A 25,472-nucleotide genomic window follows, 5' to 3' on the forward strand; every position below is an offset into this window, starting at 1 on the left:
CTAATTTCTGTCGAGCGACAGAAATGACACCTGAGCCGGAGGTCCCGCGATGGCGACAGCGACCACTTACGGAGCCCGTGCCCATGCGCGCGCCCAGGAGGGCGCCCATGCCGAGGCCATGCCCGTCGTACCGGCACGGGAGTGGCCCGCGCCGCCCTGCGAGGCGGGCCGCCTGGTGTGGGCCGAGACCGTGGCGGGCGGCAACTACACGCACCGGGTCCTGGCCCGCGGCACCGAACTGCGCCTGACGGACCCGCGCGGCGACGCCTGCGCCCATCTGCTGCTGTACGTCGCCGAGCGCCCCTGGGAACGGCTGAACGTGGCCGACACGGTCAAGGTCCAGTGGAACGCCTATCCGAGAGAGGGCCGGCTCCTGCTGTCCGACCAGGGGCGCGTGCTCGCCTCCGTCGTCGCCGACACCTCCGGCCGGCACGACGCCCTCTGCGGCACCTCCACCCTCGTACGCAACACCGAGCGGTACGGCGACGGCACCCCGCAGTCCGTCTCCCCCGCCGGCCGTGAGCTGTTCAAGCTGGCCGCCGCCAAGAACGGACTGGAGCCCCGCGACCTCGCTCCCTCGCTCTCGTTCTTCCAAGGCGTCGAGGTACGCGACGACGGGGACCTGGACTTCACCGGCTCGGCCGGCCCCGGCGGCAGCGTCACGCTCCGTGCCGAGCAGGACGTGACCGTACTGATCACGAACGTCCCGCACCCGGCCGACCCGCGCCCCGACTACGTCAGCACCCCCCTGGAGGTCCTCGCCTGGCGCGCCGCGCCCACCGCGCCGGGCGACCCCCTGTGGGAGGCCACGCCCGAGGGCCGCCGCGCCTTCCTGAACACCACCGAATTCCTCGCCGCGAGGGGGCTCGCATGAGCACGACGATCGTTCCCGCCCGTGCCGCCTGGTCGTCCGTCGTCCGCTCCGGCGAGACACTGACCGTCACCGACCTGCACGGCAACCAGGCGGTCGACTTCCTGGTGTACGACGCCCACGACACGTCCGTCCGCTACAGCGCGCCCGACACCATCCACGCGCAGGGCAACATCTTCCTCACCACCGGCAGCGTGCTGCTCTCCAATGAGCACACCGCGCTGATGACCGTCGTCGAGGACGAGGTCGGCCGCCACGACACCGTCGGCGGCGCCTGCTCCAAAGAGTCGAACACCCTTCGCTACGGCCACCACACCTGGTCCCAGCACGCCTGCGTGGACAACTTCCTCGCCGAGGGCGCCAGGCACGGCCTCGGCAAACGCGACCTCGTCTCCAACATCAACTGGTACATGAACGTGCCCGTCGAGAAGGACGGCACCCTCGGCATCGTCGACGGCCTCTCCGCCCCCGGCCGCAGGCTGACCCTGCGCGCCGAGCGCGACGTCCTGGTCCTGGTCTCCAACTGCCCCCAGATCAACAACCCCTGCAACGGCTTCGAGCCGACGGCCGTGGAGATGACGATCACCGGGGCGGACGGCGCATGAGCTTCGACACGCTGCTGGTCGCCAACCGGGGCGAGATCGCCGTCCGCATCATCCGCACCGCCCGCGAACTGGGCCTGCGCACGGTCGCCGTGTACTCCGACCCCGACCGCACGGCACCCCACGTACGGCTCGCGGACGAGGCGGTGCGGCTCGGCCCGGCGCCCGCGAAGGAGTCGTACCTCGACGCCGACCTGGTGCTGAAGGCCGCCAAGGACACGGGTGCGGGCGCGATCCACCCCGGCTACGGCTTCCTGTCCGAGGACGAGGCCTTCGCACGGCGCTGCGAGGACGCCGGGATCGTGTTCGTCGGCCCGACACCGGAGCAGCTGGCGCTGTTCGGCGCCAAGCACACGGCACGGGCGGCGGCCGAGGCGGCCGGAGTGCCGCTCGCGCCCGGCACCGGGCTGCTGGACTCCGTCGCGGAGGCCCACGACGCGGCCGCGCGCATCGGCTACCCCGTCATGCTCAAGGCCACCGGCGGTGGCGGCGGCATCGGTATGTCGGCATGCCGGTCCGCCGACGAACTGACCGAGGCATGGGAGCGGGTGCAGCGCGTGGCGGCCGCCTCCTTCTCCTCCGCCGGGGTGTTCCTGGAGCGGCTCGTGGAGCACGCCCGCCACGTGGAGGTGCAGGTCTTCGGTGACGGCGCCGGCCGAGTCGTCACCTTCGGCGACCGGGACTGCTCGCTCCAGCGCCGCAACCAGAAGGTCCTGGAGGAGGCCCCGGCACCGGGACTGCCCGCACGTGTGCGCGAACGCCTCACCTCCTGCGCCCGCGACCTGTGCGCCTCCGTCGGCTACCGCTCCGCGGGCACGGTGGAGTTCGTGTACGACGCCGCCCGCGAGGAGGCCTACTTCCTGGAGGTCAACACCCGGCTCCAGGTGGAGCACCCCGTCACCGAGGAGGTCTACGGCGTCGACCTGGTCGCCTGGATGCTGCGCCTCGCGCGCGGTGAGAAGGACGTCGTCCGCGACCCGGGCAGCCCGCGCGGCCATGCCGTCGAGGCCCGCCTGTACGCCGAGGACCCCTCCCGCGAACACCGGCCCAGCACCGGCCTGCTGACCCGCGTCGAGTTCCCGGGCGGAGTGCGCGTCGACGGCTGGGTGGAGACCGGCACCGAGGTGACGACGTCGTACGATCCGATGCTCGCGAAGGTGATCGCCTACGGTCCCGACCGGGAGCACGCCCTGCGCCGCCTCGACGAGGCCCTGGCCCGCACCCGCGTCGACGGCATCGAGACCAACCTGGGCCTGGTGCGGGCCGTGCTCGCCGAGCCGGACCTCCGTGCCGCCGTCCACTCCACGGCGACCCTCGCCGGCGTCACCGATCCGACCCCGCGCATCGAGGTCGCCTCCGGCGGTACCCTCACCACGGTCCAGGACTGGCCGGGCCGCACCGGCCACTGGCAGGTCGGCGTACCTCCCTGCGGCCCGATGGACGACCTGTCCTTCCGGCTCGGCAACCGGGCCCTGGGCAACCCCGAGGGCGCTCCCGGCCTCGAATGCACCCTCCAGGGACCCTCCTTGAGGTTCTCCCACCCCACGACCGTGTGCGTGACCGGCGCCCCGGCCCCCGTCACGGTCGACGGCACGCCGGTCCCCCAGTGGGAGCCGGTGACCGTACCGACCGGCGCGGTGCTGGAGATCGGCGCCCCCGGCGGACACGGACTGCGGACGTACGTGCTCTTCGCGGGCGGCGGCCTGGACGTACCGGCGTTCCTGGGCAGCGCGAGCACCTTCACGCCGGGCCGGTTCGGCGGACACGGCGGCCGGGCCCTGCGCACCGGCGACGTCCTGCACGGCGGGACGCTCGCAGAGGGAACGCCGGTACCACCCGCGGACCGCCCCGACTTCACCGCCGTATGGCACGTCGGGACTGTCGAGGGCCCGCACGCCGCGCCCGAGTTCTTCACCGAGGACGACATCCGCGACTTCTACGCGGCCGACTGGAAGGTCCACTTCAACTCGGCGCGCACCGGGGTCCGCCTGGTCGGCCCCAAGCCGCGCTGGGCCCGCGCCGACGGCGGCGAGGCGGGTCTGCACCCGTCCAACATCCACGACACCCCGTACTCGGTCGGCGCCGTCGACTACACGGGCGACATGCCGGTGCTGCTCGGCCCGGACGGCCCCTCGCTCGGCGGCTTCGTGTGCCCGGCGACGGTCCTGCGCGCGGAGCGCTGGAAGCTCGGGCAGCTGCGTCCGGGTGACACGGTGCGGTTCGTGCCGGTGGACCTGGCGGGGGCATCCCGGCCGGTGATCGTCGACGGCGGCGTGCTGGCCCGGGACGGGGACGTGACGTACCGCCGCAGCGGCGACGACAACCTGCTGGTCGAGTTCGGCCCGATGCAGCTGGACCTGGCCCTGCGGATGCGCGTCCATGCCCTGATGGAGGCGGTGACGGACGCGGACCTGGAAGGTGTCACGGACCTCACTCCCGGTATCCGTTCCCTGCAGATCCAGACGGACCCGCATGTCCTCGCCCAGCACGAACTCCTGGCGGCGGTACGGAAGATCACGGCCGCGCTCCCGCCCACCGGCGAACTGCTCGTCCCGTCCCGCACCGTCCACCTCCCCCTGTCCTGGGACGACCCGGCGACCCGCGAGGCGATCGCCCGCTACATGGCCGGCGTCCGCGACGACGCCCCCTGGTGCCCGTGGAACATCGAGTTCATCCGCCGGGTCAACGGCCTGGAGTCGGTCCAGGACGTGTACCGCACGGTCTTCGCCGCGGAGTACCTGGTCCTGGGCCTGGGTGACGTGTACCTGGGCGCCCCCGTGGCCACCCCCCTCGACCCGCGCCACCGCCTGGTCACGACCAAGTACAACCCGGCACGCACCTGGACCGCCGAGAACTCCGTCGGCATCGGCGGCGCGTATCTCTGCGTCTACGGCATGGAGGGCCCCGGCGGCTACCAGTTCGTCGGCCGTACGACCCAGGTGTGGTCGGCATGGCAGCAGCGGGGAGCCTTCGAACCCGGCTCGCCCTGGCTGCTCCGCTTCTTCGACCGCATCAGGTGGTACCCGGTGGAGGCCGACGAACTGCTGGAGCTGCGGTCCGACATCATCTCCGGCCGCTTCGTGCCGCGCGTCGAGGAAGGCACCTTCTCCCTCGCCGAGTACGAGTCCTTCCTCGCCGAACACACCGCTTCCATCGGCGAGTTCAGGGCCCGACAGCGGGCCGCTTTCGCGGCGGAGCGGGACGCGTGGGAGGCCGCGGGCGAGTTCGCGCGGGCGGAGGCGGCGACCGTGCCCACGCCCGCGCCGGCCATGGTGGAGGTGCCGCCGGGAGGCCGGCTGATAGAGGCCGAGTTCGCCGCGTCCGTGTGGCAGCTGAACGTGGCACCGGGCGACGAGGTGACGGCCGGGCAGTCGCTCCTGGCCCTGGAGGCGATGAAGATGGAGTCGAGGGTGCGCGCGCCGGTGCACGGCGTGGTGACCGAGATCCTGGCCCGGCCGGGCGACCAGGTGGAGGCCGGGACGGCACTGGTCGTCCTGGCTCCGACGGCAAGCTGAGAGAGGAGCGCGAATGTCCACCAGCCTGACCCGTGTCCGTGCGGCCTACGCCCGGATCGAGGCCGCGGACCGCCCCGAGGTCTGGATCACCCTGCGCCCGCGGCAGGAGGTCGAGGCCGAGGCCCGGACGATCGACGAGCGGGTCGCCGCGGGCGAGCGGCTCCCCCTCGCCGGGCGGCTGTTCGCCGCGAAGGGCAACATCGACGTGCACGGGATCCCCACGACCGCGGGCTGCCCGGCGTACGCCTACGACCCCCCGGCCGACGCCCCGGCCGTCGCCCGCCTCCGCGCGGCGGGCGCGATCGTCCTGGGGTCGACGAACCTCGACCAGTTCGCCACGGGCCTGGTCGGCACCCGCTCTCCCTACGGCGCCGTACGGGGCGCCCACGCTCCGGAGCGGATCAGCGGCGGCTCCAGCTCGGGCTCGGCGGTGGCGGTGGCCCTGGGCATCGTCGACTTCGCGCTCGGCACGGACACCGCCGGCTCGGGCCGGGTCCCGGCCGCCTTCAACGGCATCGTCGGTCTCAAGCCCACCCGCGGCCTGGTCCCGACGGAGGGGGTGGTCCCGGCCTGCGCCTCGCTCGACTGCGTGACCGTCTTCGCCCGCACGCTGCCGGAGGCCGAGCAGGCGCTGGCGTTCATGGCCTCCCCGCCTGCCCGCGACCTGCCACCCCTCCCCCAGCGGGCCCCGGGCCCCTGGCGCATCGCGGTACCCCCGCTCGACCGGCTCGGCGAGCTGGACGAGGGCTGGGCAGAGGCGTACGAGGCGGCGGCGGCACGGTTCGTCGCCGCCGGCGCCTCGATCCGGACGATCGACCCCACGCCCTTCACCGAGGCCGCGGCGATGTTGTACGAGGGTGCTTTCGTCGCCGAGCGCTACACCGCAGTGGGGAGCTTTGTCGACAAGTTGATCGCCGAGGGAGGTGAGGGCCTCGACCCCACCGTCGCCGGCATCATCACCCGCGCCCGCGACATCCCGGCCCACCGTCTCTTCGCCGACCAGGACCGGCTGGCATCACTGCGCGCCCACGCCCTGGCGGAACTGGCCGACGCGGACGCCCTGCTGCTCCCCACCGCCCCGGGCCACCCCACCCTCGCCGAGGTGACCGCCGACCCCCTGGGCACCAACGCCCGCCTGGGCCGCTTCACCAACTCCACGAACCTCTTCGACCTGGCCGCCGTGGCCGTCCCGGCGGGCCAGGTGAACGGCCTGCCCTTCGGCGTGATGCTGATCGGCCCGGCGTTCACGGACGACCGGCTCGCCGCGATCGCCCGCGCACTGGAGCCGGAGGTGAGCCTCGCGGTGGTGGGCGCCCATCTGACGGGCCAGCCGCTGAATCCTCAGCTGCTCGCCCTGGGCGCCCGACTGGACCGCACGACCACGACGGCACCGGTCTACCGCCTCCACGCCCTGCGCACCACCCCGCCGAAGCCGGGCCTGGTCCACGTGGGCGAGGGCGGCGCGGCCATCGAGGCGGAGGTGTGGCGGCTACCCGCGGATGGCCTGGGCCGCCTCCTGGCCGCGCTCCCCCGCCCGATGGCGCTGGGAAGCGTGGAACTGGCGGACGGCGCCCGGGTACCGGGGTTCCTGTGCGAACCGAGCGCACTCGTAGACACCGAGGACATCACGCGATACGGCAGCTGGCGCGAGTACTTGAAACGCCGGTCAGGACAACTTCCCCAGGGGCGCGGGGAACTGCGCGACCAGCCACGACTCACCCGCACCCGCCCGCAGACCCGTCACCCCACCGACGAGTAGGCGACGACACCCCGCAACAACTGATCAACAGCCTTGCGCGCAACCTTCGCCACCGTCGAGCCCTCCGCAGGAGACGCCGCCGAGATCTGCCCCAGCACGTCGATGACCTGCTTGCACCACCGCACGAAGTCACCGGCCGGCATCTCCGCCTCGCGCAGCACCTCGTCGAGGCCCTTGCCTGAGGCCCACATGTAGGCGGCCCAGGCGAAGCCGAGGTCCGGCTCGCGCTGGCCGACGCCCTCGGTCTGGTTGATGCGGAAGTCCTCCTCCAACGCGTCGAGCCGGCCCCAGATGCGGACCATCTCGCCGAGCGCGGCCTTCGCCTTGCCGGAGGGCAGCTTCGGCGCCATGGCGTCGTCGCCGACCCGCGCCTCGTACACCAACGCGGAGACGCACGCGGCGAGTTCGGCGGGCTCCAGGCCCTCCCAGACCCTCTCGCGCAGGCACTCGCTCGCCAGCAGGTCCAGCTCGCCGTACAGCCGGGCGAGCCGCTTGCCGTGTTCGGTGACCTCGTCGCCGCGCAGATAGTCGAGTTCGGTCAGCAGCGCCACGATCCGGTCAAACGTGCGCGCGATCGTGTTCGTACGGCCCTCGATGCGCCGCTCCAGCTGCGAGGTGTCGCGCAGCAGCCGGTGGTAGCGCTCGGCCCAGCGGGCGTGGTCCTCGCGGTCGTTGCAGCCGTGGCAGGGGTGGGCGCGCAGAGCCGTGCGCAGCCGGGCGATCTCGCGGTCGTCGGCGGCCTGGGACCGCTTCTTGCGGGCCCGCTCCGGCGGGATGTGCCCGGCCTTGGTGCGCAGTGCGGAGGCGAGGTCCCGGCGGGACTGCGGGGAGCGCGGGTTGAAGGACTTCGGGATCCGCATCCGCTCCAGCGGCTCGACGGGCACCGGGAAGTCCATCGACGCGAGCCGCTTGACCTGCCGCTCGGCGGTCAGGACCAGCGGGCGCGGGCCGTCGTGGTGCTCGAAGCCGCGGTGGCCGTTGGAACGCCCGGCGGGCAGGCCGGGGTCCAGGACCAGCGCGAGGCCCGCGTACTTGCCGGTCGGCACGTGGATGACGTCGCCCGGCTTGAGCTTCTCCAGTGCCACGGCGGCCTCGGCGCGCCGCTGGACCGCGCCCTGCCGGGCCAGTTCGGTCTCGCGGTCCTTGAGGTCACGGCGCAGCCGCGCGTACTCCTCGAAGTCGCCGAGGTGGCAGGTCATCGACTCCTTGTAACCCTCCAGGCCCTCCTCGTTGCGCTGTACCTGCCGGGAGATGCCGACGACCGACCGGTCGGCCTGGAACTGTGCGAAGGAGGTCTCCAGCAGCTCGCGCGAGCGGTGCCGGCCGAACTGCTCGACCAGGTTGACCGCCATGTTGTACGACGGCTTGAAGCTGGAGCGCAGCGGGTACGTGCGCGTGCCGGCCAGGCCCGCGAGGTGCTCGGGGCTCATGGTGCGCTGCCACAGCACGACCGCGTGGCCCTCGACGTCGATGCCGCGCCGGCCCGCACGGCCGGTCAGCTGGGTGTACTCGCCCGGGGTGATGTCGGCGTGCTGCTCACCGTTCCACTTGACGAGCTTCTCCAGCACCACGGAACGCGCGGGCATGTTGATGCCCAGCGCGAGTGTCTCGGTGGCGAAGACGGCCTTGACCAGGCCGCGGACGAACAGTTCCTCGACGACCTCCTTGAAGGTCGGGAGCATGCCCGCGTGGTGGGCGGCGATGCCGCGCTCCAGGCCCTCCAGCCACTCGTAGTAGCCGAGGACGTGCAGGTCCTCGGAGGGGATGGCGGCGGTGCGCTCCTCGACGAGGGCGCGGACCTTTTCCCGTGCCTCCTCGTCGTTGAGCCTCAGGCCCGCGTACAGGCACTGCTGGACGGCGGCCTCGCAGGCCGCGCGGCTGAAGATGAAGGTGATGGCGGGCAGCAGCCCCTCGGCGTCGAGCCGCTCGATGACCTCGGGGCGGCCCGGGGTCCACACGCGCGAGCGCTGTCTGCGCTCGCGTTCACGGTCGGCCTCGCGCATGGCGCGGCCGCGTCTGCGGTCCTGGTACGACGGCCGGCTGGCCTCCATCCGGGCCAGGCGGGCGAGGTCGGGGTTGACGGCCTTCTTGTGGCCCTCGCCCTCCTCGAACAGGTCGTACATCCGGCGTCCGGCGAGCACGTGCTGGAACAGCGGCACGGGCCGGTGCTCGGAGACGATCACCTCGGTGTCGCCGCGGACGGTGTCCAGCCAGTCACCGAACTCCTCGGCGTTGGACACGGTCGCCGACAGTGACACCAGAGTCACCGACTCCGGGAGGTGGATGATCACTTCCTCCCACACGGCACCGCGGAAGCGGTCGGAGAGGTAGTGCACCTCGTCCATGACCACATAGCCGAGGCCGAGGAGGGTCTGGGAGCCGGCGTAGAGCATGTTCCGCAGCACCTCGGTGGTCATCACGACCACCGCGGCGTCGGGGTTGATGCTGTTGTCGCCGGTCAGGAGCCCGACCATGCCGTCCCCGTAGCGGCGGCACAGGTCGGAGTACTTCTGGTTCGACAGCGCCTTGATGGGTGTCGTGTAGAAGCACTTCCTGCCCTGCATGAGGGCGAGGTGGACGGCGAACTCGCCCACGATCGTCTTGCCGGAACCGGTGGGGGCGGCCACCAGCACGCCCTTCCCCGCTTCGAGCGCCTGGCAGGCCTCGATCTGGAAGGGGTCGAGGCCGAAGTCGTACATCTCGCGGAAGGACGCGAGCGCGGTGGCCTGCTCGGCTGCCCGCCTGCGGGCGGCCGCGTACCGCTCGGCCGGTGAGAGGTCCTCTGTCATCGTGCTTTCGAGCGTACCGGGCCGCACTGACAACAGGACGATCATTATCCGGAACTGGGACGGACGACAAACAGGAGGTGCCCCCGTCCCGGGGGGACGGAGGCACCTCCTGACGGTGTGGCGATCTCGGTCAGGTCACGTCGTCGTAGCCGTTGACCCGGTCCGTGCTCGCCTGCTCGGGCAGCGCCCGGCTGGCGGAGACGGTCTCGACCTCGCCGATGTCCTCGGGGGTGAGGTCCAGGTCGGAGGCCTCGTCGTCGCCCGGTCCCTCGGCCTCGCGTCGCGCCCGGCGCCGGTCGTTGAGCAGCGCGATGGCCACGGCGAGGAAGTAGAGCCCCCAGATCGGCGCCGCCAGCGCCAGCATCGTCATCGGGTCGGGGCTGGGTGTGGCCACGGCCGCGAAGACGGTGATGCCGATGATCATGCCGCGCCACCAGCCCAGCATGCGCTTCCCCGACAGCACACCGGTGAGGTTGAGCATGACCAGCAGCAAGGGCATCTCGAAGGCGAGACCGAAGACGACGATCATGCGCGTGACCAGGTCCAGCAGATCGTCCAGCGGCAGCAGGTTCTCGGCACCGTCGGGTGTGAGGCCGATCATCACCTTGGCCGTGGTGGGCAACACGTGGAACGCGAGGTAGCCACCGGTGAGGAAGAGCGGGAAGCCGAAGCCGACGAAGGCGTAGGCGTACTTCTTCTCGTTGCGGTGCAGGCCCGGCGCGACGAACGCCCACAGCTGGTACAGCCAGACCGGCGCCGCAAGCACGACACCGGCCATCAGGGCGACCTTCAGGGCCAGGGTGAACGGCGCCAGCAGGCCACTGACGGTGATGTGCGCGCAGTGGGCGTTCTTGGCCTTGGCCAACTCCCCGAAGGACTGGCTACAGCCGATCTCGTCGAGCATCGGCTTGGTGATGACATCGATGATGTCCCTGTAGAAGAAGGCCGCGACGATCGTGACGGCGAGGATCGCCAGGACACCCTTGGCAAGCCGGTTGCGCAGCTCACGCAAGTGATCCGCGAGCGGCATCCGGCCCTCGGGATCCCTCTCCTTTTTGCGGGCAGACTCGGGCAACCCACATCCTCATCTCGTGCAGCGGACCGGAGGTACCCGGTCCTCGCGTCAGCGCTGGGTCGTGTCCGTCGGCTCGTTGACCGGGCGGGAGCTGGTCACGTCGCCGGGCGCGGCCTGGATCGTGCGCTGAGCGGGAGCGGGCTCCTCGGCAGACTCGGCGGTGCCGGGCTGCTTGCCCTCCTCCTTCATCGCCTTCGCCTCGCTCTTCAAGATGCGGGCGGACTTGCCCAGCGAGCGCGCCATGTCGGGCAGCTTCTTGGAACCGAACACGAGGAGGATGACCACAACGAGGATCAGCAGGTGCCACGGCTCAAGTCCGTTGCGGAACATAAATCTTCACCTTCTCACCGAGGCGGGGCGACGGGCCGGTCCGACCAGTCGGACGCTTGTCCGAACATCGTGCTGGCAGCGATCGTAACGCCTGGGGGTGAACGCGGAACAATCCCCGTACGTACTCCTGCCCTGCGGACCGTGCCTCGTTGCCGGGCCGCGATCAGCAGCGTACCTGCCGTTGCGGACAGCATGACAGGGCGAAGTGACGCAAACCGCTTCCGGCGCAGTACTCACAGAGCTTCCACAGTGGTCGTCACAGTGAGTCCACAGCCCGGGCCGTGCTCACGGCCGCCCGTTCCAGGTCCTCGGCCGCCCTGTTGATACGGCGTGCCGAGTCCGCGACCTGCGCTCCGAGGCGCCGCGCCTCCAGAAAAACCCGGACGGCGAGCACACCGAGGACGGCGAGACCCACGAAACCCACAGCTACCGCGAACATCGGCCAGAACATGACGCCGAGCCTAGCCCCAGTCAGACCGTGGAATGCAGCCTCAGCGTCCTGACCCCGCCGCCGGTCAGCAGCTCGACGATGCGTTCACCTGCGGGTTTGCGGACGGAGACCCCGCAGTCCGGGCAGGTGAAGGAGTAGAAGGTCGTACGGCTGCTGGCCCCGATGGCGAGCCGCAGGGCGCTCGCGGAGAGTTCGAAGCGGCCCCGGCAGTCCGGGCAGCCGGCCCGGAACACCACGGGGACCACTCTCTTCATCCCCGCGAACGCTGCCGCGACCGTCATTTCCCTAGCACCGGACACCGGAGACTCGCTCAAAGCTCTCGCTCCTACCTGTCGTACTGCCCGTTGTACTGCCCGTCGTGAACGCCGTGCTCTTCGTGGGCCCCCCGCGATGTGTCCTGCGCCGCCTCGATCCCGTCGTACGCGGCCAGGGCCTCCCGGGCCGCCCGGCGCGCGCTGTTGGCGAGCTCGGGAGGCGAGACGATGCGGCCGTCACGGCCCAGGCGCAGCGCCAGCCGTCTGAGCGATGCCGGGTCGGGGGTGCGCAGAGCAATACGCAGCCCACCGTCGGGAAGCTCATCCGCGCTGTCGTGCGGGTAGTACTCCGCGACCCACCGGCCGCCCGGGCCGACCTCGACCACGACCTCCGGGTCCTCGGCGGCCGGCTGCACCAGGCCCTCCGACAGGTCCCGCAGCTCGACCTCCGGCGGCGCGGCCGGCTCGTCGAGGATCCGGATCTCGGCGACCCGGTCGAGCCGGAAGGTGCGGCGCGCCTCGGAGCGGCGGCACCAGGCCTCCACATACGTGTGGCCGACGCTGACCAGACGGATCGGGTCGATCTCGCGCTCGGTGACCTCGTCACGGGCAGGCGAGTAGTAGCGGATCCACAGGCGGCGGCGCTCGGAGATCGCACGGTCGACGTCGGCGAAGACACCGCCCTCGGACTCGAAGGTCACCGACAGGCGCGCGCTGGCGCCCGCCGCCTCACCGGCCGCCGTCTCCACCTTGGCCGTCGCCCGCAGCAGGGCCTGCCGGTCGCCCTCCCGCAGACCCGGCAGGGTCGACACGGCCCGGGCGGCCACCAGCAGCGCGGTCGCCTCGTCGGCGGCCAGTCTGAGCGGCTCGGCGGCCTCCGCCCCGAGCGCGGCGGGGTTGTGCCACCAGATGCGCTCGCCGTCGGTGTCGATGTCCAGCAGGTCGCCGCCACGGAAGCTGGTGCCGCACATGGGCAGCACGTCGAGGTCGGAGACCAGCTCGTCCTCGGTGATGCCGAAGGCCCGCGCGACGTCCGCGACCCGGGCGCCGGGGCGCTCCCGCAGATAGGTCACCAGGGAGAGCATCCGCCGGGTCTGGTCGATGGCGCTCACAGGTCTGACCGGTTTGCCTGCCACTGTCTTGCTCCGCTCCCCCTCAGCCCTTGGCCACGGCACGCAGCCGGTCCACCACGTCCGCGCGCAGCTCGGCCGGCTCCAGGACCACCACGTCCGGCCCGAACTCCACCAGCCAGGCGTCCAGGCCGTGCCCGTACGGAATCTCCAACTCGTCCCATCCGTCTCCGAGTTCCCGCACCGAGGTGGCTTTCGCCCGAAGGGGGTAGCCCGAGCCCGAGCGCAGCCGGATCAGCGCCGTGCGGTCGGCGATCTCGCCCGCCCAGCTCGCGACGGTCTCGCGCACGGTGACGACATCGGGCACCGGAGCGGTGAAGCGGGCGCCCCGGGAGCGGACCTTGCCGGTGATGCGGGACAGCCGGAAGACACGCTCGGCTCCCCGGTCCCGGTCCCAGCCCGCCAGGTACCAGTGTCCGCGCCAGCACTCGAGGGCCCACGGCTCGACCTGCCGGGTCTCGGGGTGGGCGGCGGTGGCCTTGCGGTAGTCGAAGACCACCGGGCGGCGGTCGCGGCAGGCCAGCATCAGCGGCTCGAAGGCGGCCTCGTGCACCGGGATGCGTGGCTCCAGGGCGCCGTGGACCTCGTACGGGTCGACGTCCTCGGGCAGCCCGGCCGCGCGCAGCTTCTGCAGGGCGCCGCTGGCCGCGCCCGCGAGCCGGGCCTGCTGCCACACCTTGGCGGCCAGCCCCAGGGCGGCGGCCTCCTCGGCGTCCAGGGTGATGGGCGGGAGGCGATTGCTGTCACGGCGGGCCAGGTAGCCGACCTCGCCGTCCAGGTTCTCGACGGTCTCGATGACCAGACCGAGCTCACGCAGGTCGTCCTTGTCCCGCTCGAACATGCGGTTGAAGGAGTCGTCGCTGCCCGCTTCGAGGTAGGCCTCGATGGACTCACGCAGCTCACGCTTGCTGAGCGGCCGCCGCGTCCCCAGCAGACACAGCGCGAGGTTCATCAGCCGCTCGGCCTTGGCAATGGCCATCGACGTCCTTCGCCTTCCTCATGGTGCTTACGACCGATGACCGTACCGCTCCGCAGCGGCACGGCAAAAGCCGAGGGCCCATGCCCGGACAGGCATGGGCCCAGATGATCGGCTCCGATCCGACGACGGTCGGACCGTGATCCGACGGCGATCAGACCCCGAGCAGGTCCACGACGAAGATCAGCGTCTCGCCGGGCTTGATCGCCGGCGTCGGGCTCTGGTTGCCGTAGGCGAGGTGGGCCGGGATGGTCAGCTGGCGACGGCCGCCGACCTTCATGCCCTGCACGCCCTGGTCCCAGCCCTTGATGACGCGGCCCGCGCCGAGCGGGAAGCGGAACGGCGTGCCCCGGTTCCAGCTGGCGTCGAACTCCTCGCCGGTGCTGAAGGCGACACCCACGTAGTGCACGCTGACGGTCTGACCCGCCTGCGCCACCTCGCCGTCGCCCTCCCAGATGTCCTTGATCTCAAGGTCCGCCGGGGGCTCGCCGCCCGGGAAGTCGATCTCGGGCTTGTCGATGCTCACGTCTCTAGCTCCTGCTTGTGTACGACACGGAACGCCGACAGTCTTTCATCCCCGCTCGGGTTGCGCCCGCGGCGGCAGGCCGCACCCGCGGTGCTACATCGCCGCCAGGATGTCCACGGAGAACACCAGCGTGGACCCCTTCTTCACGACACCGCCGCTCGGCGGGGTGTCGCCGTACGCCAGGTCCGGCGGCACGACAATCATGACCCGGCTGCCCACCTTCTTACCGGTCACCCCCTCCGCCAGCCCCTTGATGACCTGCTTCATCTGCTCCAGCGAGAACTGGCTCAGCCGCCCCGAGTCATACGTCTGCTGGAACGTCTTGCCACCGTCCCAGACCACGCCCTTGAACTGGCACAGGATCGTCTGATCCGCCTTGACCTCGGCGCCGTCGCCCTCCAGGACGTAGTTCGACACCAGTTCCTTCGGCGGGTCCGCCTTGGGGATGTCGATCGAGGGAGCCTTGCCGTCGGTGTTGGTACCCACCTTCGGCAGGGCCGCGTCGTTCTGCGGGGCCGGCGTGCCGTGGGAGGAGCTCTTCGAGTTGAAGGAGTCCAGCACGTCGATGACGAAGACCAGCGTGTCGGTGCCCTTGATGCCCGCCTGCGCGTTGCCCGACGTGCCGTAGCCCAACGTCGGCGGCACCGCCATCTCCACCCGGCTGCCGACCTTCTTGCCCGCGAGTCCGTACCGCCAGCCGTCGATGACGCTGCCCTGCGCGAGCTGGATGACGATCGGCCGCTTGCGGTCGTAGGAGTTGTCGAAGACCTTCCCCGTGGCCCAGATCTGGCCCAGGTAGTTCGCCTGGACGAAGTCGTTCTCCGCGATCGTGCGGCCGCTGCCCGCGATGGCCGTCTTCACCGCGAGGTTCGGCGACGGGTCCCCCGACCCCTTGGCGACCGTCGGCTTCTCGTCGAACTTCGTGCCCGCCGTGATGGCCGGCAGCGGACCCTCCACGATCTTCGGTGGCGGCACCGAGGAGGCCGAGGGCGACGGCGACGCACTCGCCTTGCTGGAGTCGGACTTGTCGTCGCCGCATCCGGCGAGCGTGACCAGTCCTGCGGGTACGGCGGCAAGAAGAAGTGAGCGTCGGCGCACGGTCGGGCCTCGTAATCGGTCGATCTTGATGATGGCGTGCGCGCAACTCTACGGCGTGGAACGGGCGCCGTACGGGAAACGTACGGCGCCCGTGTGGCGTTCCGGCACCCTTGTGCGGAAACGCTCCGCTCACCACATGCCGGTCACATTCCGGCGATCAGCTTCTCCACCCGGTCGTCCACCGACCGGAACGGGTCCTTGCACAACACCGTGCGCTGTGCCTGGTCGTTCAACTTCAGGTGCACCCAGTCCACCGTGAAGTCCCGGCGCTGTTCCTGCGCACGGCGGATGAAATCGCCGCGCAACCGCGCCCGAGTGGTCTGCGGCGGCACCGACTTGCCCTCGAAGATCTTCAAGTCGTTGCAGATCCGGGCGGCTTGACCCCTTTTCTCCAGCAGGTAGTACAGGCCCCGACGACGGTGGATGTCGTGATAGGCGAGGTCTATCTGCGCGACCCGCGGATGCGACATCGTCATGTTGTGCTTGGCCCGGTACCGCTCGATGAGCTTGTACTTCATCACCCAGTCGATCTCGGTACCGATCCGGTCCAGATCCTCGGACTCGATCGCGTCCAGAGTGCGGCCCCACAGCTCCAGGACCTGCTCGACCGTCCCGGTGCGGATTCCGCGGCGCTCGCAGAAGTCCACGGCCTTCTCGTAGTACTCGCGCTGCACCTCCAGCGCGGAGGCCTCGCGACCGCTGGCCAGGCGTACCTTGCGGCGCCCGGTGATGTCGTGGCTGACCTCGCGGATCGCCCGGATCGGGTTCTCCAGGGTCAGGTCCCGCATCACCGTGCCCGCCTCGATCATGCGCAGCACCAGGTCCGTCGCGCCGACCTTCAGCAGCATCGTCGTCTCGGACATGTTCGAGTCGCCCACGATGACGTGGAGCCGGCGGTAGCGCTCCGCGTCCGCGTGCGGCTCGTCCCGCGTGTTGATGATGGGCCGGGAACGGGTCGTCGCCGAGGAGACGCCCTCCCAGATGTGCTCCGCCCGCTGGCTCACGCAGTACACCGCACCACGCGGCGTCTGCAGCACCTTCCCCGCACCGCAGAGCAGCTGCCTTGTCACCAGGAACGGAATGAGGATGTCCGCGAGCCGGGAGAACTCCCCGTGGCGCGCGACCAGATAGTTCTCGTGGCAACCATAGGAGTTGCCCGCCGAGTCCGTGTTGTTCTTGAAGAGGTAGACGTCGCCCGCGATTCCCTCCTCGTGCAGGCGTCGCTCCGCGTCCACCAGAAGTCCTTCGAGAATGCGCTCGCCGGCCTTGTCGTGGGTGACCAGTTCGATCACATTGTCACATTCGGGTGTCGCGTATTCCGGATGTGACCCCACGTCGAGATAAAGCCGGGCGCCGTTCCGCAGAAAGACATTGCTGCTACGACCCCATGACACGACACGGCGGAAGAGGTACCGCGCCACCTCGTCAGGCGACAGGCGGCGCTGTCCCCTGAACGTGCACGTGACGCCGTACTCGTTCTCCAGCCCGAAAATGCGGCGGTCCATGACTGAACATTACGCCCGATCCCCTGCGCTGAAACGGGGTTCGACAGCACGATTTGGATCAGTTTCCGATGAAGCCGCAACCACCGCACCCCCGGCGGGAGCTGCGAGGACCCGTCCCGTGGCCACCAGAACCAGCAACGACACGGCCCCCGCCACGCCCGGCACGGCAAAGCCCCACAGCGCGCCACCCGCCTGGACCACCGGGCCCGCCAGGCCCGTTCCCACGGACGCCCCCACTGTGAACGTCGTCACAAACCAGGAGAACGCCTCGGTGACCGTGCCTCTCGGCGCGTGCCGGTCGACGAGGACGAAGGCACAGGCGATGGCCGGCGCCAGGAACACCCCGGCGACCACCGACAGCAGCACCATCGCCACCGCACCCGGCGTCAGCATCAGCGGCAGATAACACACCGCCAGAAGCCCCACCAGCACCCGCAGTCGCCGCTCCGGCGCACCACTCCACCGCCGCGCCCCGTACACCGTCCCGCCCAGCAGCGCGCCCAGCCCCAGAGCCGCCATCAGCCAGCCGTACACCGCGTCGCCGCCGTGGTCGTCGGCGTACGGCACCGAGGCCACCGTGATGGAGCCCATCGCGACGCCCACGAAGAAGAACGCCGCAAGGAGCGCCAGCAGCCCGCGCGACCTGAGCGCACCCAGCCAGTGCGCCTCACGCGGCGCCGACCGCCACGAACGCGAGGGCGGCGAGACGACCACCGAGAGCGCCCCCAGCACGCCGACGACGTTCAGGACGAGCAGCGCGGCCCGCTCCGACCACAGCGACACGCACAGCGTCACCAGCAACGGCCCGACGGTGTACATCACTTCCTGGGCCACGGCGTCCATGGCGTACGCCGTGTGCACCTGTTCCTCCCGGCGCAGGACCGAGGGCCACAAGGCACGCAGACCGCCCTCCAGGGGAGGGGTGAACAGCCCGGCGGCCGCGACGGCGGAGTACGCGAGCGGCAGCGGGTCGATCCCGGAGAAGGCGAAGACCGTCATCGCCAGGGCCGACAGGACCGCGGCGGGCAACTGCACCCGCGGCTGCCCGCACATGTCCACCAGCCGCCCCAGCACGGGCTGACCCACCGCGTTGGCGACCCCGTAGACGGCCGCCAGCGCCCCCGCGAGGCCGTAGCCGCCGCCCTGAGCACGGACGAACAGCACCAGCGCGATCGCCGACGTGGCGTTCGGCAGGCGGCCCACCAGCGTGCCCACCAGCAGCCGTGCCGCGTGCCTCGCCCTGAGGATCTCCAGGTATCCCGCGGCCATGCCCCATCCTCACGTGTTACGTATAACGTCCGGTGTCATACGTACCATGTGCGCTGTTCAGGAGTCCAGACGGCGAACGACACAGAACCCACGAAGGAGCGCACCCACGGTGCCACACAGCAGCACCCGCCCCACGAGCCGTGACGTCGCACAGGCCGCCGGAGTCTCCCAGGCCGCCGTCTCACTCGTACTCGGCGACAAGTGGCGCGGCCGGGTCTCGGAGACCACCGCCGAACGCGTACGAGAGGCCGCACGCGACCTCGGCTACCGGCCCAACCTCGCCGCCCGCAACCTGCGCCTGGGCCGCACCCGCACCGTCCTCCTCGTCGTCCCCGCGCTCACCACCGAGTTCTTCGCCGGCGTCTACACCGGCGCCGCGCGAGTCGCCGCCCAGCACGGCTTCGGCGTCGTCCTCTACCCCTCCCCCGAAGGCATCGGCCCCGCCCGCAACCCCTTCGCCTCCGCCCAGGCCGCCCTCGACGGCGTCATCGCCTCCTCCATGGCCGCCGACGCGCTCACCGCCATCCGCGGCGACCAGCTCCCCCTCGTCATGCTCGACAGCGACCCGGAAGGCAGCCTCGGCGCCGCCACCGTCAACCTCGACATCGCCGACGGCGTCCGCCAGGTCACCGACCACCTCCTCGGCCTCGGCCACCGCCGCTTCCTCCACCTCGCCGCCGACGTCGCCTCCTGGACCTTCGAGGTACGCGCACGCGAACTGGCGGCACGGGTGGCCGCCGTCCCCGGGACGGACGTACGCACCGTCCACGCCCCCATCTCCATCGAAGGCGCCCTGACCGCCACAGAGGCCGCCCTCGCGGCGCCCGGACCCCATCCCACGGCTCTGGTGTGCGACGACGACAAACTGGCGGCCGGCGCCTACAAGGCTCTGCGCCGCCTGGGCCTCCGGATCCCCGACGACATCTCCGTCACCGGCCTGGACGACCTCGCCCTCGCCACCGCCATCGACCCCGAACTCACGACCGTACGCCTCGACGCCGAACTCTTCGGCGAACGTGGCATGCTGGCCCTCCTGGCCGTCCTGGACGGCCGCGAGCCCGAGAGCGGCGACATCCCCGTGGAACTCGTCGTACGAGGCTCCACGGCACCGCCACGAGGCGCCTGACGGCCCCGGCCCACACTTCCTCGGCCCTTCCCACCCGTGCACGACCGCGCCACACCCGTGCACGACCGCGCCACACCTGGGTACGACCGCGCCCCGGCCGAGGACAACCGGCCGGGGCACGCGGGGCGAGGTGAGGCGAGGGCTACTCCTCCTCGGAGCTCTCCGCCTCCGTGGCCGCACCGTCCGCCTCCAGCAGACGGGACAGCTGACGGCCGACGATCCGCTTGAACTTGCGCTGCTGCGGACGCGTCCGGTCCAGTACCGCGACCTCCAGACGCTCCGCGGGAATCTCCCGCTCGGTGCCGTTCGTGTCGCGGGACAAGGCCTGCACGGCCAGCTTCAGCGCCTCCGCCAGACTCATACCGTCCTGGTGACGCTGGTCCAGGAAACTGCTGATCTGCTCGGCATTGCCGCCCACCGCGACCGAGCCGTGCTCGTCCACGATCGACCCGTCATGCGGCAACCGGTAGATCTGGTCACCGTCCGGCGTCTCCCCGACCTCGGCCACGACCAGCTCCACCTCGTACGGCTTCTCGGCCGCACTGGAGAAGATCGTGCCCAGCGTCTGGGCGTAGACGTTGGCGAGACCGCGGGCGGTCACGTCATCCCGGTCGTAGGTGTAACCACGCAGGTCGGCGTAACGGACACCACCGATCCGCAGGTTCTCGTACTCGTTGTACTTGCCGGCGGCCGCGAAGCCGATCCGGTCGTAGATCTCGCTGAACTTGTGCAGCGCGCGGGACGGGTTCTCACCGACGAACACAATGCCGTCGGCGTACTGCAGCACGACCAGGCTGCGGCCGCGGGCGATGCCCTTGCGGGCGTACTCCGCCCGGTCGGCCATCGCCTGCTGAGGTGAGACATAGAACGGCGTCGACACCGGTTATCCGTCCCTTTCTGTCGAAGTCACTGGATCACCTGGACAAGACCCGGGCACCGGGCTAGAGCAGAGCGGCCCGCGGGCCGTCCGGCTCCTCCAGGCGCCGCGCCAGCACCGCACGGGCGATCCCGGAGGACTCGTCCTCGGTGAGCCGGCGGAAACCGTCCTCGGTGATCACGGTGACGATGGGGTAGATCCGGCGGGCGACATCGGGACCACCGGTCGCCGAGTCGTCGTCAGCCGCGTCGTACAGAGCCTGCACCACCAGCGTGGTGGCCTGCTCCTCGGTCAGATCGCCGCGGAACAGCTTCTTCATCGCACCGCGCGCGAAGATCGAACCCGAACCGGTGGCGGCGTAGTTGTGCTCCTCGGAACGGCCGCCCGTCACGTCGTAGGAGAAGATCCGACCCTTGGCCCGGTCCACGTCGAAACCGGCGAAGAGGGGCACCACGGCCAAGCCCTGCATGGCCATGCCCAGGTTGGACCTGATCATCGTCGACAGCCGGTTCGCCTTGCCCTCCAGCGACAGCTGCGCCCCTTCGACCTTCTCGAAGTGCTCCAGCTCCAGCTGGAAGAGCTTGACCATCTCGACGGCGAGACCGGCGGTGCCGGCGATACCGACGGCCGAGTACTCGTCCGCCGGGAACACCTTCTCGATGTCCCGCTGCGCGATGACGTTGCCCATGGTGGCCCTGCGGTCACCGGCGAGCACGACACCGCCGGGGAAGGTCGCGGCGACGATCGTGGTGCCGTGGGGCGCCTCGATCACACCCTGGGTGGGCGGCAGCTGCCGCTTGCCGGGCAGCAGCTCGGGCTGATGCTCCGACAGGAAGTCCATGAACGAAGAGGATCCTGGCGTCAGGAAGGCAGCTGGTAGACGCCCGGTGCCACGAGTATTGGCTTCCACGAGTTTCCTTCCAGATGGGCGGCGGCCCGGCGAGCGGCGTCGGGGTCGTCCCGCAACAGGCCGAGGCCGGAATTGCAGTTGAAGCACATTACGCGAGGGACCCTACCCGTGTTACGGCAGTGATCCACATGCCTTGGAGAGGCAGACGGACGGATACGGCAGAGACCGCCCCTGAAGGCGAACAGCTCGTCACGCCGGGCTTCGGCGAGACCGTACGAAGGCTGCGCGCGGCTCGGCCTCACCACACCGCGCGCAGCGCTTCAGTTCCGGCTCGTCCGCGACCCTGAAACCCCACCGACCTTCGATCCGAAGGAAGAGGCGGCTTACTGGCCGCCCTTCTGAACGAAGGACCGCACGAAGTCCTCTGCGTTCTCTTCGAGCACATCATCGATTTCATCCAGGACGGAGTCCACGTCATCGCTCAGCTTCTCGTGCCGCTCCTTGAGGTCATCCGAAGCCTGCGCATCCTGCACCTGCTCCTCGGCCTCCTCCGTGGAGCGCGTCGCCTTCTGCTGGCCGCCGCCGGTGTCCTTGGTCGCCATAACCCTCACCCCGCTCAGTTCGCCCGACATGGTCGACAGGTCGGCATTCCTGCCGATCGGTGATGATCAGACCCTACAAGCCGGGTCCGACATCGGCCCCGCAGTTTGTCCAACGTGCGGGGGCCACCTCGATGATTCCCGGGCGCCGGGATTTCCACCCCGGGCGCCCAATGCGGTCCGAGTACTTTCTCAGTTGCCCGAGAGGACCCTGACCAGGTCTTCTGCCGTGCGGCAGCGGTCCAGGAGCTCCTTGACGTGATTTCGCGTTCCGCGAAGCGGTTCGAGGGTTGGGACGCGCTGGAGGCTGTCGCGGCCCGGGAGGTCGAAGATGACCGAGTCCCAGGAGGCCGCGGCGACGTCGTCGGCGTACTGCTCCAGGCAGCGGCCGCGGAAGTAGGCGCGAGTGTCCTCCGGCGGCTTCGTACGGGCCCGGTCGACCTCGGTCTCGTCCAGGAGCCGCTTCATGCGTCCGCGGGCCACCAGGCGGTTGTAGAGGCCCTTCTCGGCCCGTACGTCGGCGTACTGGAGGTCGACGAGGTGCAGCCGGGCGGCGTCCCAGTCGAGGCCGTCGCGGCGGCGGTAGCCCTCCATGAGCTCCCGCTTGGCCACCCAGTCCAGCTCCCCCGCCAGGCTCATGGGGTCGTTCTCCAGGCGGTTCAGGGTGTCTTCCCAGCGGCTGAGGACGTCCTTGGTCTGTGCGTCGGCGTCGGCTCCAAAGCGTTCTTCGACGTACTTGCGGGACAGCTCGAAGTACTCCATCTGCAGTTGGACCGCGGTGAGTGTCCGGCCGCTGCGGAGTGTGACCAGGCGCTTCAGTGTCGGATCGTGCGACACCTGGTGCAGAGTCCGTACGGGCTGGTCGACAGCCAGGTCGACCGCGATGAAGCCGTCCTCGATCATGGACAGGACCAGGGCCGTCGTGCCCAGTTTCAGGTAGGTCGAGATCTCCGACAGGTTCGCGTCGCCGATGATCACGTGGAGTCGGCGGTACTTCTCGGCGTCGGCGTGGGGTTCGTCGCGGGTGTTGATGATCGGGCGCTTGAGGGTCGTCTCGAGGCCGACCTCGACCTCGAAGTAGTCGGCGCGCTGGCTGAGCTGGAAGCCGTGTTCGTGGCCGTCCTGGCCGATGCCGACGCGGCCGGCGCCGGTGACGACCTGGCGGGAGACGAAGAAGGGGGTGAGGTGGCGCACGATGTCCGAGAAGGGGGTCTCCCGCTTCATCAGGTAGTTCTCGTGCGTGCCGTAGGAGGCGCCCTTGTTGTCGGTGTTGTTCTTGTAGAGGTGGATGGGCTGGGCGCCGGGGAGCTGGGCGGCACGTTCGGCGGCCTCTGCCATGATCCGTTCGCCGGCCTTGTCCCAGAGGACGGCGTCGCGGGGATTGGTGACCTCGGGGGCGCTGTATTCGGGGTGTGCGTGGTCGACGTAGAGGCGGGCGCCGTTGGTGAGGATCACGTTGGCGAGGCCGATGTCCTCGTCGGTGAGCTGGCTGGCGTCGGCGGCCTCGCGGGCGAGGTCGAAGCCTCGGGCGTCCCGCAGCGGGTTCTCTTCCTCGAAGTCCCAGCGGGCCCGGCGGGCCCGGTGCATCGCCGCCGCGTAGGCGTTGACGATCTGGGATGAGGTGAGCATGGCATTGGCGTTGGGGTGGCCGGGGACGGAGATCCCGTACTCCGTCTCGATGCCCATTACTCGCCGTACGGTCATGCGGCCCTCCTTGCCCGGCGGCACCCTCGGTCGTGGACGCCGCTCAAGTACCGCTGGCGCTCCGGTGCGTGTGCGGTGCCCGTCCCCGCACTGCGCGACTCGGCGGTAGGAAAGAGCCTAGAACGCCTTTGCGCTGGTGGGGAGATCATTTGCGTCATTGCGTGCTCCAGCCGTGGCCTGAAAAACAGACGGCTGCGGGTACCCGGTGGGGGCACCCGCAGCCGCCCTGCCTTTTACAGGTACTGGCCGGTGTTCGCCACCGTGTCGATGGAGCGTCCGGTGTCCGCGCCCTGCTTTCCGGTGATGAGGGTACGGATGTAGACGATCCGTTCGCCCTTCTTTCCGGAGATCCGGGCCCAGTCGTCGGGGTTGGTGGTGTTGGGCAGGTCCTCGTTCTCCTTGAACTCGTCCACGCATGCCTGGAGCAGGTGGGAGACGCGGAGACCCTTCTGGTTGTGTTCGAGGAATTCCTTGATCGCCATTTTCTTGGCGCGCCCGACAATGTTTTCGATCATGGCGCCGGAGTTGAAGTCCTTGAAGTAGAGGACTTCCTTGTCGCCATTGGCGTAGGTGACCTCCAGGAAGCGGTTTTCCTCGGTTTCGGCGTACATGTGCTCGACCGCGGTCTGGATCATGCTCTGGACCGTGACGGACTTGTCGCCGCCGTGTTCGCCGAGGTCGTCCGAGTGGAGCGGGAGGCGCTCGGTGAGGTACTTCCCGAAGATGTCCTTGGCCGCTTCGGCGTCCGGACGCTCGATCTTGATCTTCACGTCGAGGCGGCCGGGGCGCAGGATGGCGGGGTCGATCATGTCCTCGCGGTTGGAGGCACCGATGACGACCACGTTCTGCAGGCCTTCGACACCGTCGATCTCGGCGAGCAGCTGGGGGACGATGGTGTTCTCCACGTCCGAGCTGACGCCGGAGCCTCGGGTGCGGAAGAGGGATTCCATCTCGTCGAAGAAGACGATGACGGGGGTGCCCTCGCTGGCCTTCTCCCGTGCGCGCTGGAAGACGAGGCGGATCTGCCGCTCGGTCTCGCCGACGTACTTGTTCAGGAGCTCGGGGCCCTTGATGTTGAGGAAGAAGCTCTTGCCGGCGGCCTGGCCGGTCACCTCGGCGACCTTCTTGGCCAGAGAATTGGCCACGGCCTTGGCGATGAGCGTCTTGCCGCATCCGGGGGGGCCGTAGAGCAGGACGCCCTTGGGCGGCCGCAGCTCGTGCTCCTTGAACAGGTCGGGGTAGAGGTACGGGAGCTCGACCGCGTCGCGGATGGCCTCGATCTGGCCGCCGAGGCCGCCGATCTGCTCGTAGCCGATGTCGGGGACCTCTTCGAGGACGAGTTCCTCGACCTCGCTCTTGGGGACGATCTCGTAGACGTAGCCGGAGCGGGGTTCGAGCAGGAGAGCGTCGCCGGGGCGGATGGTGACGTCCAGCAGCGGCTCGGCGAGCCGTACCACCCGTTCCTCGTCGGTGTGCCCGAGCACCAGGGCGCGCTCGCCGTCCTCAAGGATCTCCTTGAGGGTGACGATGTCCCCGACGCGCTCGTACTCCATGGCCTCGACCACGTTGAGCGCCTCGTTGAGCATGACTTCCTGGCCGCGCCTGAGGTCGTCGAGGTCGACGCTGGGGCTGACGTTCACCCGGAGCTTGCGGCCGCCGGTGAAGATGTCGGCCGTGCCGTCCTCGTTCGCCGTCAGGAAGACGCCGAAGCCGGCCGGTGGCTGCGCGAGCCTGTCGACCTCTTCCTTGAGGGCCACGATCTGGTCTCGGGCCTCGCGGAGCGTGTTGGCGAGTCGCTCGTTCTGGGCGGACACGCCGGCCAGGTTCGTCTGCAGCTCGACGATCCGCTCTTCGAGAATCCTCGTGTGTCGCGGAGAGTCGGCGAGCTTGCGTCGCAGGACGGCGATCTCCTGCTCAAGGTAGGCAATCTGCCCGGCCGGGTCGTCGGACCCTCGTCCCGGGCGGATGCCGCGGTTCATGTCGTCGTCGTGGGCTGCCACGGTCCTCACCTCCTCCAAGGGGAGCTGGACGCTTCCAGACCCTACCTGGGTGGGTGTCGATTGAAACCCCTAGATCACAAAGACTGTCAAGGAGTGTCCGATCTTCACCCTTGCGCTCTCCCTCACGCCAGGGGAATACCCACCGAACATGATTGGGAAGCCGCCG

22 protein-coding genes are annotated in these 25,472 nt (G+C 70.1%); 5 read left to right on the forward strand and 17 right to left on the reverse strand.

The features are described 5' to 3' along the window. Positions 1-49: 49 nt before the first annotated feature. From ACIPSA_RS21675 to atzF, 4 genes are read left to right on the forward strand one after another with little or no spacing between them, the layout of a single operon-like run. Complete coding sequence (locus ACIPSA_RS21675; protein ID WP_402637386.1) at positions 50-874, forward strand: urea amidolyase associated protein UAAP1; 825 nt, start codon at positions 50-52, stop codon at positions 872-874. Next, positions 871-1,476 carry an urea amidolyase associated protein UAAP2 gene (locus ACIPSA_RS21680; RefSeq protein ID WP_402637388.1) on the forward strand — a complete coding sequence of 202 codons (606 nt, stop codon included), beginning with the start codon at positions 871-873 and terminating at the stop codon, positions 1,474-1,476. The genes ACIPSA_RS21675 and ACIPSA_RS21680 overlap by 4 nt, the downstream gene beginning before the upstream one ends. Then, entirely contained in the window at positions 1,473-4,988 is a 3,516-nt protein-coding gene (locus ACIPSA_RS21685) for a 5-oxoprolinase/urea amidolyase family protein (protein ID WP_402637390.1), read from the forward strand. The genes ACIPSA_RS21680 and ACIPSA_RS21685 overlap by 4 nt, the downstream gene beginning before the upstream one ends. A gap of 13 nt (positions 4,989-5,001) precedes the next feature. Next, positions 5,002-6,747, forward strand: a complete 1,746-nt coding sequence (atzF, locus tag ACIPSA_RS21690) for an allophanate hydrolase (RefSeq protein ID WP_402637392.1) — start codon at positions 5,002-5,004, stop codon at positions 6,745-6,747. Here the strand turns inward: atzF and ACIPSA_RS21695 are convergent. The 11 genes from ACIPSA_RS21695 to ACIPSA_RS21745 form a co-directional block, all read right to left on the reverse strand. Further along, positions 6,729-9,581, reverse strand: a complete 2,853-nt coding sequence (locus ACIPSA_RS21695) for a DEAD/DEAH box helicase (protein ID WP_402637395.1) — start codon at positions 9,579-9,581, stop codon at positions 6,729-6,731. The genes atzF and ACIPSA_RS21695 overlap by 19 nt on opposite strands. Positions 9,582-9,666: 85 nt before the next feature. Then, complete coding sequence (gene tatC, locus ACIPSA_RS21700) at positions 9,667-10,611, reverse strand: twin-arginine translocase subunit TatC (protein WP_402637397.1); 945 nt, start codon at positions 10,609-10,611, stop codon at positions 9,667-9,669. A 48-nt stretch (positions 10,612-10,659) separates the two neighbouring features. After that, a complete protein-coding gene (tatA, locus tag ACIPSA_RS21705; protein ID WP_402637399.1) occupies positions 10,660-10,941 on the reverse strand; it encodes a Sec-independent protein translocase subunit TatA in 282 nt (93 codons plus the stop codon). A gap of 256 nt (positions 10,942-11,197) precedes the next feature. Continuing rightward, entirely contained in the window at positions 11,198-11,392 is a 195-nt protein-coding gene (locus tag ACIPSA_RS21710) for a hypothetical protein (RefSeq protein WP_402637401.1), read from the reverse strand. Positions 11,393-11,412: 20 nt separating this feature from the next. Continuing rightward, entirely contained in the window at positions 11,413-11,706 is a 294-nt protein-coding gene (locus ACIPSA_RS21715) for a hypothetical protein (RefSeq protein WP_402637403.1), read from the reverse strand. A gap of 11 nt (positions 11,707-11,717) precedes the next feature. Continuing rightward, a complete protein-coding gene (locus ACIPSA_RS21720; protein WP_402637405.1) occupies positions 11,718-12,782 on the reverse strand; it encodes a helix-turn-helix transcriptional regulator in 1,065 nt (354 codons plus the stop codon). A gap of 19 nt (positions 12,783-12,801) precedes the next feature. Continuing rightward, positions 12,802-13,755 (reverse strand): helix-turn-helix transcriptional regulator, encoded by a 954-nt coding sequence (locus ACIPSA_RS21725; RefSeq protein WP_402637407.1) that lies wholly within the window; start codon positions 13,753-13,755, stop codon positions 12,802-12,804. Between the two features lie 151 nt (positions 13,756-13,906). Continuing rightward, on the reverse strand, positions 13,907-14,278 hold the full coding sequence (locus tag ACIPSA_RS21730) for an FKBP-type peptidyl-prolyl cis-trans isomerase (protein ID WP_402637409.1): 372 nt from the start codon (positions 14,276-14,278) through the stop codon (positions 13,907-13,909). 93 nt (positions 14,279-14,371) lie between these two features. Continuing rightward, positions 14,372-15,376, reverse strand: a complete 1,005-nt coding sequence (locus tag ACIPSA_RS21735; RefSeq protein WP_402637411.1) for an FKBP-type peptidyl-prolyl cis-trans isomerase — start codon at positions 15,374-15,376, stop codon at positions 14,372-14,374. 143 nt (positions 15,377-15,519) lie between these two features. After that, on the reverse strand, positions 15,520-16,881 hold the full coding sequence (gene pafA, locus ACIPSA_RS21740; RefSeq protein ID WP_263206865.1) for a Pup--protein ligase: 1,362 nt from the start codon (positions 16,879-16,881) through the stop codon (positions 15,520-15,522). Positions 16,882-16,890: 9 nt separating this feature from the next. Continuing rightward, a complete protein-coding gene (locus ACIPSA_RS21745) occupies positions 16,891-18,150 on the reverse strand; it encodes an MFS transporter (RefSeq protein WP_402637414.1) in 1,260 nt (419 codons plus the stop codon). 109 nt (positions 18,151-18,259) lie between these two features. Here ACIPSA_RS21745 and ACIPSA_RS21750 point away from each other — a divergent pair, with 109 nt between their 5' ends. Further along, a complete protein-coding gene (locus ACIPSA_RS21750; RefSeq protein WP_402637416.1) occupies positions 18,260-19,276 on the forward strand; it encodes a LacI family DNA-binding transcriptional regulator in 1,017 nt (338 codons plus the stop codon). Positions 19,277-19,418: 142 nt separating this feature from the next. Here ACIPSA_RS21750 and prcA read toward each other — a convergent pair whose 3' ends face one another. From prcA to arc, 6 genes are all read right to left on the reverse strand, one after another. Next, positions 19,419-20,156 carry a proteasome subunit alpha gene (gene prcA / locus ACIPSA_RS21755; protein ID WP_402637418.1) on the reverse strand — a complete coding sequence of 246 codons (738 nt, stop codon included), beginning with the start codon at positions 20,154-20,156 and terminating at the stop codon, positions 19,419-19,421. A gap of 61 nt (positions 20,157-20,217) precedes the next feature. After that, entirely contained in the window at positions 20,218-21,063 is an 846-nt protein-coding gene (prcB, locus tag ACIPSA_RS21760; RefSeq protein ID WP_402637420.1) for a proteasome subunit beta, read from the reverse strand. Then, on the reverse strand, positions 21,015-21,308 hold the full coding sequence (locus ACIPSA_RS21765) for an endonuclease domain-containing protein (protein ID WP_402637422.1): 294 nt from the start codon (positions 21,306-21,308) through the stop codon (positions 21,015-21,017). Before ACIPSA_RS21765 ends, prcB begins: the two co-directional genes overlap by 49 nt. 78 nt (positions 21,309-21,386) lie before the next feature. Then, positions 21,387-21,605 (reverse strand): ubiquitin-like protein Pup, encoded by a 219-nt coding sequence (locus ACIPSA_RS21770; protein ID WP_402637424.1) that lies wholly within the window; start codon positions 21,603-21,605, stop codon positions 21,387-21,389. Positions 21,606-21,794: 189 nt separating this feature from the next. Then, complete coding sequence (dop, locus tag ACIPSA_RS21775; RefSeq protein WP_402637426.1) at positions 21,795-23,306, reverse strand: depupylase/deamidase Dop; 1,512 nt, start codon at positions 23,304-23,306, stop codon at positions 21,795-21,797. A 233-nt stretch (positions 23,307-23,539) separates the two neighbouring features. Continuing rightward, on the reverse strand, positions 23,540-25,306 hold the full coding sequence (gene arc / locus ACIPSA_RS21780; protein ID WP_402637428.1) for a proteasome ATPase: 1,767 nt from the start codon (positions 25,304-25,306) through the stop codon (positions 23,540-23,542). Between the last annotated feature and the right edge of the window lie 166 nt (positions 25,307-25,472).

Source organism: Streptomyces sp. NPDC086549 (assembly GCF_044746205.1).
Classification (GTDB): Bacteria; Actinomycetota; Actinomycetes; order Streptomycetales; family Streptomycetaceae; genus Streptomyces.